This window comes from Marinilactibacillus sp. XAAS-LB27 (assembly GCF_036039175.1).
Lineage (GTDB): Bacteria > Bacillota > Bacilli > Lactobacillales > Carnobacteriaceae_A > Marinilactibacillus.
Map to the genome: position 1 here is coordinate 176,863 of NZ_JAYXKP010000003.1, position 16,014 is coordinate 192,876.

Here is a 16,014-nt window from a genome sequence, read left to right on the forward strand (position 1 = left end):
TCAACATCCTTAGTTTAACGAAGCACAACTCACTGGAGGAAACGATGAAAAAAGCATCATTCAGGTTTCTCTCTCTTACGGCTCTTTCCTTACTTATGGCTGCCTGTGGAGATAGAAAACCCCGAGAAGAAATGAATCTTGGAGAACAAATGGACTTTACGATTACTGGAATGGAACCTGGATCCGGTATCGCTGAAACATCTCGAAAAGCACTAGCAGCATACGATAACTTAGAGGGCTGGGAAATTCATGAAAGCTCAACTGCAGGTATGCTTATTGCATTAGATCAGGCTACGAAACGCAAGGAGCCTGTAATTATTACGGGATGGGCACCACATTTTATATTTGAAACTTATGACATCAAGTTCTTAGAAGATCCAAAAAATGTTCTTGGAGATGCCGAGGATATCCATACGATGGCACGCCTTGGTTTAAAAGAAGACAAACCAGAAGCTTATGCGTTTCTGGAAAACTTCAACTGGACCGTTGAAGATATGCAGGCTGTTATGGTCGACGCTATCGACGTAGAATTTGAGGAAGCATCTGAAACTTGGATTGAAGAGAATCGAGACATGGTGGAAAGCTGGACTGAAGGCATCGATCATGTAGATGGAGAGTCTTTTAATCTTGTCTCTTTCCCTTGGGATACAGAGCGCGCTTCCAGTCATGTTGTCGAAGCTGTCCTAGAAGAATTAGGTTATAAGGTTACGACGACGAATGTTGATCCCGCGATCATGTTCAAGGCTCTCGCTGCTGGAGAAACAGATGCAACGGTCGCTGTCTGGTTGCCGACGACTCAAGCGCCTTTAATCAAAGAGTATGCCGGTCAATTGGATGACTTGGGCGTTAACCTTCATGGTACTCAAGTTGGTTATATTGTCCCTGCTTATATGGATATCGATTCTATAGAAGAATTACCCGCATATGTAGAAGAATAATCTTATTTAATCGAGAAGGCCTAGTGAACATACTCACTAGGCCTTTTTTAGCACGCTCGTTTAATATTCTATCCTAGTTCCATGTACACAATTTAATTTCACAAGGTCTTTGGGTTGGTTTTTTAGACAACTTTTTACATAATAGTACTAAGGAGCTGATTTTAAGTGAAAGAACAAACCCTTTATTATAATGGAGATTGGCAAAAAGCCCAATCAACCGATTATACAGAAGTTATCAACCCAACAACTGAAGAAACGATTGGAAAAGTCGTTAACGCTAACCAGAAAGACGTTGATTTGGCTGTTGCTTCAGCTAAATTCGCGTTCAAAGAATGGAATCAGACGAATCCTGATGTTAGAGCAGATTATGTAGAAAAATTGTTGAATGGTATAAAAGAACGTAAACAAGATCTTATGGATATTATGATCAAAGAATTAGGTACTTCTCATGTCTTTGCTGATAGCACTCAAGTTGGTTTAGCTGTCGCAGAAATGTCAGCAACTATTGAAGAAATCAGAAATTATGATTTTGAAGAAGATGTAGACAATGCCACTGTCATCAAAGAAGGCTTTGGTGTCGTTGCTTGTATTACACCATGGAACTTCCCATTAAACCAAATTCAAAGAAAGATCACACCTGCCTTATTAGCAGGGAATACCGTAGTTGTGAAACCAGCAAACTTGACACCTTTTACTGCCTTACTATTAGCAGAAATTGCACATGATGTGGGATTACCTAAAGGTGTATTCAACGTGATTACAGGAACTGGGAGTGATACGGGAGATTATCTTACTGGTCACAAAGACGTATCTGTTATCTCTTTCACCGGATCTACTAAGGTTGGATCGAGCTTGTACGAAAAAGCCAAAACCAATATCAAGAAACTCGTACTGGAATTGGGTGGAAAATCACCTATGATCTATCTTAAAGGTGGAGACCTTGAATTGGCTGTTAAAAACGCGGCAGATACTGTACTGCATAACCAAGGTCAAACGTGTTCTGCATTAACACGACTTTTTGTACCTAAAGATGAACTTGAACGTACAAAAGAAGTCATCAAAAACTACTATAAGGACATCAAAATTGGAGATCCAGCAGAAGAGGATACCATCGTTGGGCCATTAGTTTCAGAAGGTCAAATGGAAACGGTATTGGATTATATCGAAAAAGGTAAAAAAGAAGGCGCAGAAGTCTTGGTTGGTGGCAACAGAATGGACCGTAAAGGGTATTACGTTGAACCAACGGTCTTCGTCAATGTTACCAACGATATGACAATTGCCCAAGAAGAAATCTTTGGACCTGTACTCGTTGTGATTACCTATGATTCCGTTGAAGAAGCGATCGAGCTTGCTAACGATTCTATCTACGGATTATCCGGTGGAGTTGTTGGACCCGAAGAAGAATCTGTTAAAGTCGCTCGTCAGTTGCGTACAGGTAACATCGCAATTAACGACGCAGAACGCTCACCTAAAGCACCATTTGGTGGTTACAAACAGTCTGGTTTCGGTCGAGAAAACGGCCTTTATGGCGTTGAAGACTACTTCGAAATCAAAGCGATTTTCAGATAAATCGGATTTATAATAGAAGAACCCGAGTTGCGTGTATTTACACAACTCGGGTTCTTCTATTATATTTTTTACTCAATAAGCTCTTTTAGTAATTGTCTAACTGCATATTTTCCAGATAGAATAGCGCCTTCCATGAATTGAGGAAATGCTGGGGCTAATTCGGTACTGGCAAATACGACGTTTTGGTAGGGTTCTTTCAGTGTATGTTTTGCATCGAGAGCTCCTCCATAATGCGTGATACCACCATAACCTCCACCATAGTAAGGAGAATCCACCCATACTTTCTCTTCTATCGACTTGTAATCCTCGACACGCTCGCCCAAAACTTGCGCTAAACGATTGACTGCAAATGCTATTCTTTCATCATGTGATACGCGCGTAAGTTCAATCGCTTTATCGCCACCAACAAACATGGTCAAGCGATTTTCTCCTAGTTTCTTAGAAGATTCCATTACATTGACGCCTTCTTCTTCTCCAAACAAAACCCCAAACAACTTCTTCTTTTCTCCATTGATTGTGATTTCACGCCAGAAGGGCTCTTCATAGGTAAAGGTTAACTTGATAACTGCCCCATCTATAAAACTATTCAGTGCAGGATAAAATTTCTCTTTAAGTCTTTCACTAAACTGAATACGACGTGCTACAGTAGGTGGAACAGCGACAATCACAGCTTTTGTTTTAAAGGTCTGTCCTGTTTTCGATAAGACAGCATAGCCATCTTCCACTTCGCTAATTTCTTTGACAGACTCTTCAAACAAAAGATTCGCCTTTGATATATCTACTAGATGGTCAATCACCTGACTCAAAGGACCGGAAGCTTGATATTTCACTTCATCTTCTTCCAGCGTGATATTTCCAATTAACCGCTTCAGTGCTTTTGGATTAATGTAATCGCTACTTACTGTAAATTCCGAAGCCACTAAACTCTTCATTGCTTTCGCTTCAACATCATCTTCGATAACCTCATCCACGACTTCAGATAGAGTATGTTTTTTTCTGAATGAACGATCTTCCAATAATTTTGCGTGATGATCAAAATCAATATGACCGACTTCATCTTTTGTTTCATTGATAATAATAGCGTCTTCTACTATATACGTATCGTCTAGTTTCATACCCGATTCTTTGATTAGCTGAACCATCTCAGTCATATCATCATTAACAAACTGAGCACCCAGTTCAACATAACTTGAGCGATCTTCTGAAACTTCCGACTGCACTTTCCCTCCAGCTCGATCAGTTGCTTCAAGAAGTTTATACGATAATCCTTTTTCTTTTAAAGCTCTAGCAGCGGATAGGCCAGCTAGGCCAGCACCAATCACTATGACGTCCAATTGTTCCTGATTCATCTTTCCACTCCTATAACAGGTTTTATTTAATCAACTCCAAGACTATCAAGTTCCCACTACTAAAGCAAAAAGAAAGACTTTGGTTGTTATTTGCCTATTACTGTTGTATTGAAGAATCATTTCATTGTTAGATACCCTATCTTGCTAGTCATAATTAATATTTATTCCACAAAGTTCTTGTTAGTATATATTCTTCCAGTGTCCAATCTTTCTGGTTCAATCGTTTCTTTTGTTCCTTGTCTAAATTGATAATAGACTCTAATTGGTCTTCGAGCAGCTCTTCGTCTTGCAAGCTCAAACTACCAATGTTAACGAAATCTAAAATCGTATGTTTACTTATCCTACGCTTAATATAGTCGATTGATTCAATCAAAAAGTAATCCGCAAGTACGATATCTGATTCAATAAGTTCATAGACATTTTGATCTTCCAACTCAATGTAAGATAATTGAATAGTATTCTTATACATGTTCTGATTATAATTTTCGCACAATCTCTTCAGTTTACTGCTCCCAGGTGAATTTTTTGTTGTTAATAATATAACGAGATATTGTTTTAACAAGCTGGCTACCTCCTTAAAATTCTAAAGTACGTTTATACTTTACACCTTAAAGTTGCCTTTAAGGCAAGTAGGCATGTCATCTATTTAATTATTTTAGCTGGAGTACCACCCACAGTTGTATTCGCCGGAACATCTTTGGTAACTGTTGCATTAGCAGCAATGATTGCATTCTCCCCAATCGTTATACCCGGTAAAATGGTTGCTGCAGCACCTATCCAAACGTTTCTCTCTATTTTTATAGGGGCTGTAATAATGCCTCTGCGATGATTAGGATCTGTTATATGATTAACCGTCAATAAATTTACTCTCGGACCAATCAGCACATCATCTTCTATTGTAATTCCACCTAAATCCACAAATGTTGCATTCTGATTGATAAAAACATTTTTACCTAATTTAATATGTTTTCCAAAATCTGTATAGAATGGGAGTAATACTGTTACCGACTCATCTATTTCTTTACCCATTATTTTCCCGAGTAATCTATTTGTACTTTCTTTCGAGCGATGGTGTGTATTGAGTTCCATAACGTGTTTTTGATTTTCATCCTGTATTCTATCAATTGTCCTAAAAAGCGCATGATTTACTCTTATTTCCTTACCTGATACTTGTTTTAATAATGAGTCCATTTATAGGTCTCCTTTTCCAATAAGTTATCTTTAGTGTATCCTGCATTTTAAAATATGTATAATACTTATATACAATAGATAGATATAGCATTTAGTTATACTAAACAGAATTAGATGAATAGTTATAGAAAAGTAGGAGGATTATATAATGGAGTTTCGCGTCTTGAGTTACTTTATGGCCGTGGCGAGAGAAAAAAATATTAGTAAAGCTGCGAAGAGTTTACATTTGTCTCAACCAACTTTATCTAAACAATTAAAAGGACTGGAAAACGAGCTGGGGGTCGTTCTTTTTGAAAGAGGAAATCGTGAAATCAAACTTACTGATGATGGAATTTTTTTGTATAACCAAGGGAAAAATATCCTTTCTTTAGTCGACAAAACAACTAGCAATTTGAAACAAGGAAAAGAACTTACTGGAGATCTATATATTGGAGCTGGAGAAACAAGAGTAATGAAACTTATAGCTCATACCCTAAAAAAGCTCTTACAAAACCATCCAGCGATTAAGCTACATTTCTATAGCGGTAACGCAGATGATGTTATGGATAAATTAAATAACGGTGTACTTGATTTTGGAATCGTCATTAATCCAACCGACAAACGGTTATATCATTCTATCGTTTTGCCTGAGAAAGATCGATGGGGTCTATTAATCCATAAACACCATGCACTTTCTCAAAAGAAGAAGATTCTTTCAGATGATTTGATTGATCATCCTTTATTCGTTTCTCGTCAATCTCTAGTTGATGATCAGATTACTGAATGGCTTGGTGGGAATAATGATTATCTTAGTATCGTAGGTAATTATAATCTCTTATACAACGCTTCGCTTATGGTGGAAGCAGAAATTGGCAGCGCACTATGCTTAGAAGGCATTTTACAAGATTCTTCTACTTTAAAGTTTATTCCCTTATATCCTAATCTTTATTCATCGTTGAGTGTAATTTGGAAGAAAGATCATCCGTTGTCCAGTGTAGCTCAATCTTTTTTAGAAGAGCTTAAGAATCGCAATGATTCTTAAGCTCTTCTTATAAGCGTTAATCATTTTCTTTGAATGCATCCTCATGTTTCTTAAAAAAAGACCGATAGACCCTTACTTGCTCCAACTCTGTCCATTTTCTTGTTTCAACTGGATCTTGATCTAAATCATAAATTTTAGCATGATTCATCGCGAGAAAAAACGGAGAATGCGTTGAAATAATAAATTGGCAGTTAAAGAAGCGTGCGGCATCTTCAATATATTGTTTTAATTCTAACTGCTTCGTAGGTGACAAACTATTCTCTGGTTCATCTAGAAGATAAAGTCCGTTCTCTTCAATTTTTTCTATAAAATATCGAAAGGCACTTTCACCGTTTGATTGTTCTCGTATATTTTTCATCAGATGATCTCGGATGTATTTTGATTGCGTCTTTCTTCTCGTCTCGTTCATTTTCTTTAACTGATCGTAGTCCTCAAGAGAGCGTAAATGGAACTTAGCCCGTTTAGTCTCCAAATACTCTTCAAACATTTCCTCTCTTTTTTCATCTACTGCTTCATTCACAGACCGAAGCGTCAGAACAAAATCAAAGACGTCATCACTTGTAATGATTCTTTTGAAATCTGGCTGTTCAAACGTCTCTTCAGTCTCACAAAACTCTAAGTATTTTGGAAAAAAAGAAGATTTATTATACAATGCATCTCTTTTGGCCTCTACCTTTTCTGCAATGATATTTAATGCAGTGGTTTTGCCTGAACCGTTTCCACCATAAAGAATCGTAATAGGCTCAAAGTCCAAACGCTCCAATCCTCTTTTCGCGAGTACTTGAAAAGGATAATAGGAGGAATAGACTTTCCTTTTCACTTTGCAAATGAAGTACAAACTTTCTGCTTCATGATCTGGAAATGTAATAGTTTTGATGTACATTTCATGCGCTCCTTCGTATTTACTCAGTTGCAATCAGTATAATTCTATTCTTGAATCCACCACGCTCTGTTAACTTTTCTAACCGTTTTTTTTCTAAACTTTCTACTGATTGCTTATGTACATTTGCCAAACTATGAATTACTTCTATAATATCTGAAAGTTCCTCAATAGATGAATCATCATTTTCAGCTAAAAAATATTCCTTTACTTCTTCTTTTAATTTTTGTCTAAGTTGTAACCTATATTCATTTTCGTCCAAGACTTTAAACTGACCTCTTTGTCCATTATTTTTAAGAATTTGAGGAATATTGTCTCGTACAAGTTTATTATAATTTTTCATTGTCTCTCTCCTTTCTAATCATTCATAATTACGTTACGAACTTTCTTATTAAGTATAATAACATTTGTATCATAAATTTTTTCTATAATTATTTTTTTATCGTATTTTAGTTTATAATCAGTAAGAATAAGAGGAGGATATCATGATAACCATTAAAGAGATTACGAAAATCACAACTGAACAAGCAGAATTAGTAGAATTGTTTCAAGAAGTCGTGGCTTCTGGTGCGGCGATGAATTTTCTACACCCAATGAGCGAAGAGACTGCTATTGAGTATTGGAACGGTGTACTCTCAAAACATGTTCGATTATTCGTTGCTTTACTAGAGGATGAAATTGTGGGCACTGTTCAATTACAGATGAGTGACAAAGAAAATGCTCCACATCGTGCTGAGATTGCTAAACTGATGACCCATCCAAAAGCACAACGGAAAGGTGTCGCTAGAGCTATCCTAAATTATGTTCTAAAAATAGCCGAAGAAGAAAATAGAACCTTATTGTTATTAGATACAGAAAAAGATGGACCAGCAAACGCTCTTTACCAATCGGAGGGATTTGTTTTATACGGTGAAATCCCTGCTTATTCTCAAGATCCTTTTGGCGTTTTTAAAGATGGAAATTGTTACTACAAATATTCTCCACAGATATCTCAATAAAAAGATCTTAGTTTGTTCGATCCTTTTATTAGCTAACCGAATTGAACATAAAAAAAACGATTTAGATTGAGTTTATGAACAATCTAAATCGTTTTTTGTTTACTGATGAGATTTATTACTTTCGAGAATATCTTCTACAAGTTTTACGAGGTCATCATTTGAAAAGTCCGGCTCTGGATAATAGGGATTGAATTGAGTATTTTTCCGTTTAATATAAGCTGTTTTGAGCCCAGCTTTTTTAGCGCCAAATAAATCCCAGTCGTGAGTCGCTACCATCACTGTTTCTTGCGTATTCAGTGATTGGTCATTCACTACATAGTCATAGATTTCTTTGTACGGTTTGTATCGTTTTACGGCGTCTACTGAGTAGTAATGATCCACTTGGTCAATGATCCCAGCTTTGGTCAATTGCTTTTCGACCATCGCTTCTGATGAGTTTGTGACCGCAATAACAGTCAATTCGTTATCTTGCAGTAGCTTCAACGCTTTTTCTACATCATCGTAGGCCGGCAGTTCTTGAAATGCACCAAGGATATCCTTTTTAGTTTCTTCTGTTAGTTCTTTACCACTTTCCATAAAAAGACTTTCAAGAGCTGCTTCGGTTAGTTTACTGAAATCTTCGTACTCATTCAGTCCTCCTAATACGGTTGAGGAATGAAGAACCGTTTTGAACCAGTAAGCCATCGCAAAGTCTCCCTCGAAGTGCTGGGCGAATTTTTCTTTTAATAAACTTAAGTTTAATAATGTTTCGTTCATATCAAATAAGACCGCTTTGATCATAATCACCATCTCTTTCTCTGTTTTATTCTCGTCAGCAGTATAACGCAAAAAGCTCTCTTTCCGAAGAAAGACAGCTTTTTGATCGGTCCTTTATTTGTCTAGGCTAAAGTCTAGTTCTGGTCCTTTTGGTACAATGCCATTTGGATTGATTTGTTTATGGCTACGGTAGTAATGTTTCTTGATATGGTCAAAGTTGACTGTCTCTTTTACACCGGGCTCATTGTACAACTCTCTTGTATAATGCCATAAGTTTTTATAGTCTATGATTCTTCTGATATTACACTTGAAGTGACCATAATAAGCACTATCGAAACGGATCAATGTCGTAAATAGACGCCAGTCTGCTTCCGTGATTTCGTCTCCTACTAAATAGCGACTATGTTCTAGTCGTTCTTCAATGTCATCCAAAGCGTCAAATAATGTTGTGACTTCTTTTTCATAAACGTCTTGAGTTATAGCGAAACCCGCTTTGTAGACACCGTTATTGATTGTGCCATAAACTTTTTCATTGATTGCATCAATTTCTGCCATTTTGTCTTCTGGAAGAAAGTCTTTATCATTTCCGCCTACTTCGTTGAAAGCTGAATTCAACATGCGCATGATATCTGCGGATTCGTTATTGACGATTTTATTTTCTTTTAAATCATACAAAACGGGTACAGTTACGCGCCCACTATAGTCTGGTTCTACATGTGTATAAATCTGATACATATAATTTGCTTGGATGACGGGATCTTGAATGACGCCTTCTTCTTCTTCAAATGTCCACCCGTTTTCTCCCATTAAAGTGTTCACGACAGATATTGAAATCATGTCTTCTAGTCCTTTTAGGCTACGCATGATCAATGCGCGGCTAGCCCATGGACAAGCGAGCGAAACATATAAGTGATAACGATTTGGCTCTGCTTTGAATCCAGCTTCACCCGTTGGACCTGCGCTACCATCTTTCGTGATCCAGTTTCTAAATTGTGACTCCTCACGAATAAATTCGCCTTCGTCATTGTTGTAATCCCATTTATCGTGCCATTTTCCTTTAACTAATAGTCCCATAAGTGACCCCTTTCAAGAGTTATACCGTTTTAAAGTCGTACTACTTCTAGTATAAGTCTCGAAATCGAAATAAACAAATAACTTTAATCATACTCACTAAAAACTCGAATGTTCGTTAACACTTTTTCAAAAAATAAGCTAAGACCGTATCGCTCTCTGTTAGTTCAGGATGGTGTGCTGTTACGAGTACATTCCCTTGTTCAGCTGCAACGATTTTGTCGTCTATCTTCGCTAGGACGTTAACATCTGGTCCCACTGACTGGATATAAGGCGCTCGAATAAAAACGGCTTCTACTGGTTGTTCGATGCCTTTGAAGTCTAGTAACGTTTCAAAGCTAGCCACTTGTCTACCAAAACCATTACGCTCTACTTCCATCTCGATAAAGCCTAAGCGAAGATCAGTTGTTTCGTGACTGTTGTCTGTACTACACAAAATCAGTCCGGCGCAGGTTCCAAATATCGCTTTTCCTTCTTGATAGAACTGTCTTAATCGCTTCTCCAATCCCTGTTCTCGAATCAAACGTCCGATAGCGGTCGATTCTCCTCCTGGAATAATCAAGCCGTCCAATTGATCAAAGTCTTTTTCTGTTTTGACCGATATAGCTTGAACTTCTGACCTTTTCAGCGCTTCAAGGTGCTCTGTGACAGCGCCTTGCAAATTTAATACCCCAACTCTTTTCACCATATTTACCTTCCTCTTTCTTGCATCCGTTCGCTTTCTTGTAGGTGACTGATTTCAATTCCTTTCATCGGTTCACCCAAGTCTTTAGACAGTTCCACAAGTAGCTCGTAGTCGTCATAGTTTGTCGTTGCTTGAACGATTGCGCGTGCAAATTTCTCTGGTGACTCTGATTTGAAGATACCTGATCCAACAAAGACTCCGTCCGCTCCTAAACTCATCATCAGCGCCGCATCTGCTGGTGTCGCTACGCCACCTGCCGCAAAATTCACCACTGGGAGCTTCCCTAATGTTTTGATTTCTTTTACCAATTGATAAGGCGCACCCAAGTCTCTGGCAAAGGTCATGAGTTCATCATCAGACTTTGTTGATAACAAACGAATTTGACTATTCACTTGTCTCATGTGACGAACCGCTTCAACAATATTCCCAGTCCCAGGTTCCCCTTTGGTTCTCAGCATCGATGCGCCTTCACCAATTCTTCTCAGTGCTTCCCCTAAGTCTCGACAACCGCAGACGAAAGGCACAACATAGTCTGATTTCAGTAAGTGGAATTCTTCATCCGCTGGCGTGAGTACTTCACTTTCGTCAATATAATCGACACCCATCGCTTCTAGCATTCTCGCTTCCGAAATGTGTCCGATTCTTGCTTTCGCCATGACTGGAATACTGACCGCGTTCATCACTTCTTCAACGATTGTCGGATCTGCCATACGTGCAACCCCACCTGCTTTACGAATATCAGATGGTACACGTTCCAGCGCCATGACCGCTACCGCACCCGCTGCTTCTGCAATGCGTGCTTGTTCTGCATTGATGACATCCATAATGACACCACCCTTTTGCATTTGTGCCATGCCACGTTTCACTCGTTCACTACCGATGACTTTTTTACTCATGTTTAATGTCCCCCAATTTTTTATCGTTCTTAATGATTGTCAGTATACAAAAAGAAGGAACGTCTCCCTACATCCAATTGGACGACAATTAATCCATCCAATTTTGTGGTAGAATAATCAAAAACCAGAAAGGAGCCTCTATGATGGAAAACTGGTCACTTCCAGAAACGAAATCCAAACCACTGTACCAAGAAATTATGTTACTGATAGAAGAAAAGATTCGTTCCAGTCAATTAGCACCTGGAGAACGTTTGCCCGCAGAACGCAAATTAGCCGATACTTTGGATGTGAACCGGTCAACAGTGATCCGTGCAATGGAAGAGCTAACTGCTCAAGGCGTTTTGACAAGAAAAAAAGGGAGCGGTACATTTGTGAATCCAGATAAATGGGGCTTACAAATGCGTCCAATGATCATTTGGGGTTCAGCACTGACGACTGAACATCTGAAAAGAGTCTCTCCTTATCAGCAAGCCGCAGAACGCATGAAAGCTCAGTTTCCCAAAACGGTTCTAGACCTCTCAAACGGGAGCTTACCTTCTGATCTTCTTCCTGAATTACACGCACCAAGTCTATCTTGGAAAGAACTTGTTGAGCAGGAAAAAGCCCAAGTAGCCGTCACCCATGGTATAAAAAGCTTACGTGAAAGCGTGCAGCGTCATCTAAAGCGTACTTATGAAATCACTGTACCGCTCGAAGAGATCCTAATTACTTCTGGTACACAAAATGCCTTATTTCTGATTACGCAAGGACTTCTGAAACCGGGAGATGCCGTCGGGATAGAGGCCCCTTCTTACTTCTACTCTCTGCGCCTATTTCAGGCTGCGGGTCTTCGCATTGTACCGATCAAGATGGATAGTGAAGGGATGACGATCAAGGGTCTGCAAGAGGCTTCTTTGAATCATCCTTTGAAGATGGTCTTTTTGAATCCAATTTTTCAGAATCCTACGGGACTAGTTATGAGCTCGAAGAGAAAGACAGAAATTCTGGATTATTGTTTGCTGAAACGCATTCCAATTGTTGAAGATGATGCTTATGGTGGACTGGCATTCGATGAGAGTATGGACTACCTTCCGCTGAAACAACTCGATACAGCGCAGCAGGTTATTTATCTGGGGACAATGTCGAAGCTGGCTGGGCATCATTTGCGGGTTGGCTGGATGGTGGGTCCGCAAGCTGTACTAAAGGAACTCGCGGATATTCGCTTGCAGATTGATTCAGAGGTTAGTTTTCTTCCTCAATTTATGGCAGATACTTTTTTGAGAAATGAACTTGAAGATCATTTACAGTTTGTTAGAACCGAGCTGGCAAAAAGGGCTCAGGAAATGGAAGCCTGGCTGCGTGAGCAGTTTGGTGACTCAATCCAGTTTGATCCTGCTAAAGGTGGCTTTCACTTGTATTGTCGCTTTCCAAATCAATCAAAAAAAGAAGTGGAACAGATATTAATGACGCTACTTGACCAGCAGATCATTGTATCAGAAGGCGAAAAATTTGGAGATCATACGAATGGATTTCGATTGAGTTTTATCCATTTCAAACAACCATAAAAGCGAGTATCTTAGTAAAAACTAACTAAGATGCTCGCTTTTAGTTGAATTGTTGTGTTTCATGAATTGTATAGCTTGGAAAGTTTATCCGTATTTGTATCTTGGGTTAAGTCAATAAAATAAGCTGACTGCCACTTTTGAGTTTTTGTTGCTGAAGGATTTAGTTCTTTTTCCCAAGTAGGATAAACTCTGATTGCCATTTTCCCTTTGGAAGTTTCGCTTCTCAGTATGCCTTGCTTATGTAAGACAGCTTTAGGAAAAACAAACTGACCAATTTTCTCATTATCTAAGACAGATACAATCACTTTATCTGGGCTTTCAAGAAATGAATAAGGTTGATTCTTATTGTTGGCATCTTTTTCCCAGAATACCACAAAATATCCAGCTTTCTTTGAAGTCAATTTTGCTAAGCGACTTCTATAAGAATATTGATTCAAATTAAAACGCGTTCCTTCGTATTCAGAATTCTGAGTTTCCGTTTTTATATTTGTTATCTCTTCAAAACCCAATTGTACTATCAGTTGCTTGATGAAGGTTATAGACTTCAAGTTAGACTCCTTATTTTCGCTTAGTTTGAATGCCAGTCACTGAATAATAAGCCGTAATTATAAACATCTAGCCATTTCCCGTCTTGAAACAAGCCTTCGCGGTCGATGCCTTCTCTTTGGAAACCAATATTCTCGTAAACCTTGATTGCTGGTTCGTTGTTGCTGTGTACGCTCAAACGAATTTTATGGAGACCTAGTTCATAAAAGGCAAATTTACAGATTGTATGCACGGCATCTGTCGCATATCCTTTTCCTCTATTAGATGCTGGGACGATTGCAAGTCCTAGTTCCGCTCCTCTATTCTTGAACTGTACATCAGACAGCGAGACCCATCCCAAGAATTCACTTGAAAATCTTTCTCTGATGGCAAATAAAAATCGCTCGTTACTATCACTGTCTCCCTGAAAGTTCTTCCACGATTCTTCATTCCAAGGATGAAAAGTATCCCAGCTAATATTCCGCAGAAATTCATTATCCCACTGATATTGCGTTAACATCCCAAAGTCTTCTTCTTCAAAATGCGTAAAGGCAATTTTTTCTCCTGATATCACATTTTTCATATGTATACACTCCTTTTTAATCTTTAAAAAAAGAGGCCTGCTTTTGCATGCCTCTTTTCACTCTATGGTTTTCCAAGTATTTTATAAAAATAAATATAGATACTGAACACTACGTACGTGATCATTGCGTAAAAAACACCTGCAAATACCCCTACAAAAATGACTTCAGCCCACGATCCTCCTGTAGACAAAGAGCCCTGCAAAAAGCCTGCAATAAGCAAAATAACCATGACAAGATTTCTTCTTTTAACTACTCGTGCAAATTCCATAAGTCTGTTCCCCTTTTGACTTACCTGTTTATACATCCTATTAGATTATACCTTTTTAAAGTCGTGAATGTGTATAAATTTTTATAAAATTCTATGACTTTTTTATTTATTTGATGATAGCAGTCTTATCCTTTAGTCTGACTTTCCAATTTGAGGTTAACCAGCAATGGAAGCAAACAAAATAAGATACTCCTAACACCAAATACTGGAATCAGCGCAATCCCAGCTAATACGCCAAGATGATAATGGAATAACGTATAACCGTAAAAAGTCCCTTTGACCTTACTAGATGCTGTTGAATTCAAATGATAGTCCATCCATGCCTGAATACACTGACGAATATTTCCAGTTGAAAAAAGCGTCGGACTGACGTATTCTTTTGTTCCATTGAAGACGCCCCATTGAAAAGCAGTCAAAGCAAATAGCGGCAATAAAGCCAGTAAATCATCTGCTTGTCTTGGAATGACTCCAATCATGCAGACCCCAACAATTTCAACTAAAAGACAGATTCTGACAGAGGCTTCCGTATACTTTTCTCTTAAAAAAGAGGAAATAAATAAGCTGATCATAAAGATCCCAAGTGCTGATATTCTAACAAATGCATCTAATACACTCACTTCGCTGATACTGATAAACATCTGGATGAGGTTCGCTGTCTGAGCTGAACCGAAGTTTCCTCTTAATAATAACGCATAGCTTCCGCAAAAGCCTCCAACCATACACATCGAGTAATGTAAGAAATTCTCATAGCTATACGTTTGTTTAACAGGTATGTTCATTGGTGCATCATAAAGCCATTGAAGCATTCATTCCTAAAATTATGGTTATATTCATTCATTACCTTAAAGACTCCCTTAATAGACGACTACAAAATTTATTTTATATTCCCTACTATAAAACAAATTTTATAAAAATACACCTATTCTACCAACCTTGATTCGCAAAAAAGCACGAATACCGCCTTTTGGCCATACTCGTGCTTATCTCTTTATGTACTATTTTCTTTGATCCTAGCTACTGATTGTCCCTTTTAAACGTTTGTTCACTGTTTGCTTTATACACATTCAAAAACTGACGCAACAAGACCAGTCCATAAATGACTCCAGCGATTACAACCACTGCTAGGATGATCATAACAATTTGAAAAACAACGTTTATCATCATCGTTCTTTCTGCATATTGAAGCATGTTACTAAAAGGATCCACTTCCATCATGTCCATATCCGTAATCATAGTATTCACCTTCTTTCTCTTGCTTCTAGATTAAAGAAGTTTAAAAGTAGAGTCAATTGTTTACAGTGACAAAATAACCGATTTCCAAGAAGTCTTAGAACCAGTAAGCTAGCGCTCTTCCAACTTCTTTGCCCATCTCAAAGATTGTATCAATATTTGGAATAAAGGCAAATACAATAAAGAGTCCCAAAAACACTGGGCTGAAGCGTTTGATCCATCTAATATTTCCATCTTTCATTATTCATTATTCATTATTCATTAACATCCTCTCTTGATCTACTTTTTGTTTGGTACACTTTTTTCTTACTTTGACTGACTGACAAGTAAATTAGAGCGGTAGAAACAATGAGCATCACATCTGTATCTATTAGTTCGGCCTTTCCATTATATATTCCAACTGCAATTTTTATGATTAGATAGAGCATACTGAAGATCGTCACAAATTTAAAAACTTTCATTCCGGTTATAACCATTTTTTTCACTCTCTCCTTTTATTAGTACATTCT

At 38.1% G+C, this 16,014-nt stretch carries 21 protein-coding genes; 5 read left to right on the plus strand and 16 right to left on the minus strand.

Features of this window, described 5'->3' with window-relative positions; genetic code table 11:
* Positions 1-44 precede the first annotated feature (44 nt).
* A complete protein-coding gene (locus tag VXN63_RS05770) occupies positions 45-938 on the plus strand; it encodes a glycine betaine ABC transporter substrate-binding protein (RefSeq protein WP_327757042.1) in 894 nt (297 codons plus the stop codon).
* A 165-nt stretch (positions 939-1,103) separates the two neighbouring features.
* Positions 1,104-2,507 carry an aldehyde dehydrogenase family protein gene (locus VXN63_RS05775; RefSeq protein ID WP_327757043.1) on the plus strand — a complete coding sequence of 468 codons (1,404 nt, stop codon included), beginning with the start codon at positions 1,104-1,106 and terminating at the stop codon, positions 2,505-2,507.
* Positions 2,508-2,575: 68 nt separating this feature from the next.
* On the opposite strand, the gene VXN63_RS05780 is transcribed toward VXN63_RS05775, so the two are convergent.
* From VXN63_RS05780 to VXN63_RS05790, 3 genes are all read right to left on the minus strand, one after another.
* Entirely contained in the window at positions 2,576-3,856 is a 1,281-nt protein-coding gene (locus VXN63_RS05780) for a flavin monoamine oxidase family protein (RefSeq protein ID WP_327757044.1), read from the minus strand.
* 154 nt (positions 3,857-4,010) lie between these two features.
* Positions 4,011-4,418 carry a hypothetical protein gene (locus VXN63_RS05785; RefSeq protein WP_327757045.1) on the minus strand — a complete coding sequence of 136 codons (408 nt, stop codon included), beginning with the start codon at positions 4,416-4,418 and terminating at the stop codon, positions 4,011-4,013.
* 80 nt (positions 4,419-4,498) lie between these two features.
* Positions 4,499-5,047, minus strand: a complete 549-nt coding sequence (locus VXN63_RS05790) for a DapH/DapD/GlmU-related protein (RefSeq protein ID WP_327757046.1) — start codon at positions 5,045-5,047, stop codon at positions 4,499-4,501.
* Positions 5,048-5,195: 148 nt separating this feature from the next.
* Between VXN63_RS05790 and VXN63_RS05795 the strand changes: the two genes are divergently transcribed.
* Positions 5,196-6,068, plus strand: a complete 873-nt coding sequence (locus VXN63_RS05795) for a LysR family transcriptional regulator (RefSeq protein ID WP_327757047.1) — start codon at positions 5,196-5,198, stop codon at positions 6,066-6,068.
* A 16-nt stretch (positions 6,069-6,084) separates the two neighbouring features.
* Here the strand turns inward: VXN63_RS05795 and VXN63_RS05800 are convergent, their stop codons facing one another.
* Positions 6,085-6,951, minus strand: coding sequence for an AAA family ATPase (locus tag VXN63_RS05800; RefSeq protein ID WP_327757048.1), 867 nt, complete (start codon positions 6,949-6,951; stop codon positions 6,085-6,087).
* 19 nt (positions 6,952-6,970) lie between these two features.
* Positions 6,971-7,291, minus strand: coding sequence for a nucleoside triphosphate pyrophosphohydrolase (locus VXN63_RS05805; RefSeq protein ID WP_327757049.1), 321 nt, complete (start codon positions 7,289-7,291; stop codon positions 6,971-6,973).
* Positions 7,292-7,433: 142 nt separating this feature from the next.
* Here VXN63_RS05805 and VXN63_RS05810 point away from each other — a divergent pair, with 142 nt between their 5' ends.
* A complete protein-coding gene (locus VXN63_RS05810) occupies positions 7,434-7,946 on the plus strand; it encodes a GNAT family N-acetyltransferase (protein ID WP_327757050.1) in 513 nt (170 codons plus the stop codon).
* Positions 7,947-8,045: 99 nt separating this feature from the next.
* Here the strand turns inward: VXN63_RS05810 and VXN63_RS05815 are convergent, their stop codons facing one another.
* The 4 genes from VXN63_RS05815 to pdxS all read right to left on the minus strand — a co-directional run bounded on the left by VXN63_RS05815 (position 8,046) and on the right by pdxS (position 11,354).
* Complete coding sequence (locus tag VXN63_RS05815; RefSeq protein WP_327757051.1) at positions 8,046-8,774, minus strand: haloacid dehalogenase type II; 729 nt, start codon at positions 8,772-8,774, stop codon at positions 8,046-8,048.
* 42 nt (positions 8,775-8,816) lie between these two features.
* Positions 8,817-9,776: a glutathione S-transferase family protein gene (locus VXN63_RS05820; RefSeq protein ID WP_327757052.1), complete on the minus strand. Its 960-nt coding sequence runs from the start codon at positions 9,774-9,776 to the stop codon at positions 8,817-8,819.
* Between the two features lie 115 nt (positions 9,777-9,891).
* Complete coding sequence (gene pdxT, locus VXN63_RS05825) at positions 9,892-10,461, minus strand: pyridoxal 5'-phosphate synthase glutaminase subunit PdxT (RefSeq protein ID WP_327757053.1); 570 nt, start codon at positions 10,459-10,461, stop codon at positions 9,892-9,894.
* Between the two features lie 2 nt (positions 10,462-10,463).
* Complete coding sequence (pdxS, locus tag VXN63_RS05830; RefSeq protein WP_327757054.1) at positions 10,464-11,354, minus strand: pyridoxal 5'-phosphate synthase lyase subunit PdxS; 891 nt, start codon at positions 11,352-11,354, stop codon at positions 10,464-10,466.
* A gap of 143 nt (positions 11,355-11,497) precedes the next feature.
* Here pdxS and VXN63_RS05835 point away from each other — a divergent pair, with 143 nt between their 5' ends.
* Positions 11,498-12,898 (plus strand): aminotransferase-like domain-containing protein, encoded by a 1,401-nt coding sequence (locus VXN63_RS05835; RefSeq protein ID WP_327757055.1) that lies wholly within the window; start codon positions 11,498-11,500, stop codon positions 12,896-12,898.
* A 59-nt stretch (positions 12,899-12,957) separates the two neighbouring features.
* On the opposite strand, the gene VXN63_RS05840 is transcribed toward VXN63_RS05835, so the two are convergent.
* The 7 genes from VXN63_RS05840 to VXN63_RS05870 all read right to left on the minus strand — a co-directional run bounded on the left by VXN63_RS05840 (position 12,958) and on the right by VXN63_RS05870 (position 15,981).
* On the minus strand, positions 12,958-13,446 hold the full coding sequence (locus VXN63_RS05840) for a MepB family protein (protein ID WP_327757056.1): 489 nt from the start codon (positions 13,444-13,446) through the stop codon (positions 12,958-12,960).
* Positions 13,447-13,466: 20 nt separating this feature from the next.
* Positions 13,467-14,006 carry a GNAT family N-acetyltransferase gene (locus tag VXN63_RS05845; protein ID WP_327757057.1) on the minus strand — a complete coding sequence of 180 codons (540 nt, stop codon included), beginning with the start codon at positions 14,004-14,006 and terminating at the stop codon, positions 13,467-13,469.
* 62 nt (positions 14,007-14,068) lie between these two features.
* Positions 14,069-14,275, minus strand: coding sequence for a hypothetical protein (locus VXN63_RS05850; protein WP_327757058.1), 207 nt, complete (start codon positions 14,273-14,275; stop codon positions 14,069-14,071).
* A gap of 125 nt (positions 14,276-14,400) precedes the next feature.
* Positions 14,401-15,081 (minus strand): YoaK family protein, encoded by a 681-nt coding sequence (locus tag VXN63_RS05855; protein WP_327757059.1) that lies wholly within the window; start codon positions 15,079-15,081, stop codon positions 14,401-14,403.
* A 208-nt stretch (positions 15,082-15,289) separates the two neighbouring features.
* Positions 15,290-15,508, minus strand: a complete 219-nt coding sequence (locus VXN63_RS05860; RefSeq protein WP_327757060.1) for a hypothetical protein — start codon at positions 15,506-15,508, stop codon at positions 15,290-15,292.
* A 94-nt stretch (positions 15,509-15,602) separates the two neighbouring features.
* Positions 15,603-15,746: a hypothetical protein gene (locus tag VXN63_RS05865; protein ID WP_327757061.1), complete on the minus strand. Its 144-nt coding sequence runs from the start codon at positions 15,744-15,746 to the stop codon at positions 15,603-15,605.
* A 13-nt stretch (positions 15,747-15,759) separates the two neighbouring features.
* Positions 15,760-15,981, minus strand: a complete 222-nt coding sequence (locus tag VXN63_RS05870) for a hypothetical protein (protein WP_327757062.1) — start codon at positions 15,979-15,981, stop codon at positions 15,760-15,762.
* Positions 15,982-16,014: the final 33 nt, after the last annotated feature.

Coding starts and splice junctions, on each gene's coding strand:
- VXN63_RS05820 (WP_327757052.1), bottom strand. CDS start 9,776: ATGGGACTATTAGTTAAAGGAAAATGGCACGATAAATGGGATTACAAC.
- VXN63_RS05850 (WP_327757058.1), bottom strand. CDS start 14,275: ATGGAATTTGCACGAGTAGTTAAAAGAAGAAATCTTGTCATGGTTATT.
- VXN63_RS05810 (WP_327757050.1), top strand. CDS start 7,434: ATGATAACCATTAAAGAGATTACGAAAATCACAACTGAACAAGCAGAA.
- pdxT (WP_327757053.1), bottom strand. CDS start 10,461: ATGGTGAAAAGAGTTGGGGTATTAAATTTGCAAGGCGCTGTCACAGAG.
- pdxS (WP_327757054.1), bottom strand. CDS start 11,354: ATGAGTAAAAAAGTCATCGGTAGTGAACGAGTGAAACGTGGCATGGCA.
- VXN63_RS05860 (WP_327757060.1), bottom strand. CDS start 15,508: ATGATTACGGATATGGACATGATGGAAGTGGATCCTTTTAGTAACATG.
- VXN63_RS05865 (WP_327757061.1), bottom strand. CDS start 15,746: ATGAAAGATGGAAATATTAGATGGATCAAACGCTTCAGCCCAGTGTTT.
- VXN63_RS05790 (WP_327757046.1), bottom strand. CDS start 5,047: ATGGACTCATTATTAAAACAAGTATCAGGTAAGGAAATAAGAGTAAAT.
- VXN63_RS05795 (WP_327757047.1), top strand. CDS start 5,196: ATGGAGTTTCGCGTCTTGAGTTACTTTATGGCCGTGGCGAGAGAAAAA.
- VXN63_RS05835 (WP_327757055.1), top strand. CDS start 11,498: ATGGAAAACTGGTCACTTCCAGAAACGAAATCCAAACCACTGTACCAA.
- VXN63_RS05800 (WP_327757048.1), bottom strand. CDS start 6,951: ATGTACATCAAAACTATTACATTTCCAGATCATGAAGCAGAAAGTTTG.
- VXN63_RS05770 (WP_327757042.1), top strand. CDS start 45: ATGAAAAAAGCATCATTCAGGTTTCTCTCTCTTACGGCTCTTTCCTTA.
- VXN63_RS05780 (WP_327757044.1), bottom strand. CDS start 3,856: ATGAATCAGGAACAATTGGACGTCATAGTGATTGGTGCTGGCCTAGCT.
- VXN63_RS05845 (WP_327757057.1), bottom strand. CDS start 14,006: ATGAAAAATGTGATATCAGGAGAAAAAATTGCCTTTACGCATTTTGAA.
- VXN63_RS05855 (WP_327757059.1), bottom strand. CDS start 15,081: ATGCTTCAATGGCTTTATGATGCACCAATGAACATACCTGTTAAACAA.
- VXN63_RS05870 (WP_327757062.1), bottom strand. CDS start 15,981: ATGGTTATAACCGGAATGAAAGTTTTTAAATTTGTGACGATCTTCAGT.
- VXN63_RS05805 (WP_327757049.1), bottom strand. CDS start 7,291: ATGAAAAATTATAATAAACTTGTACGAGACAATATTCCTCAAATTCTT.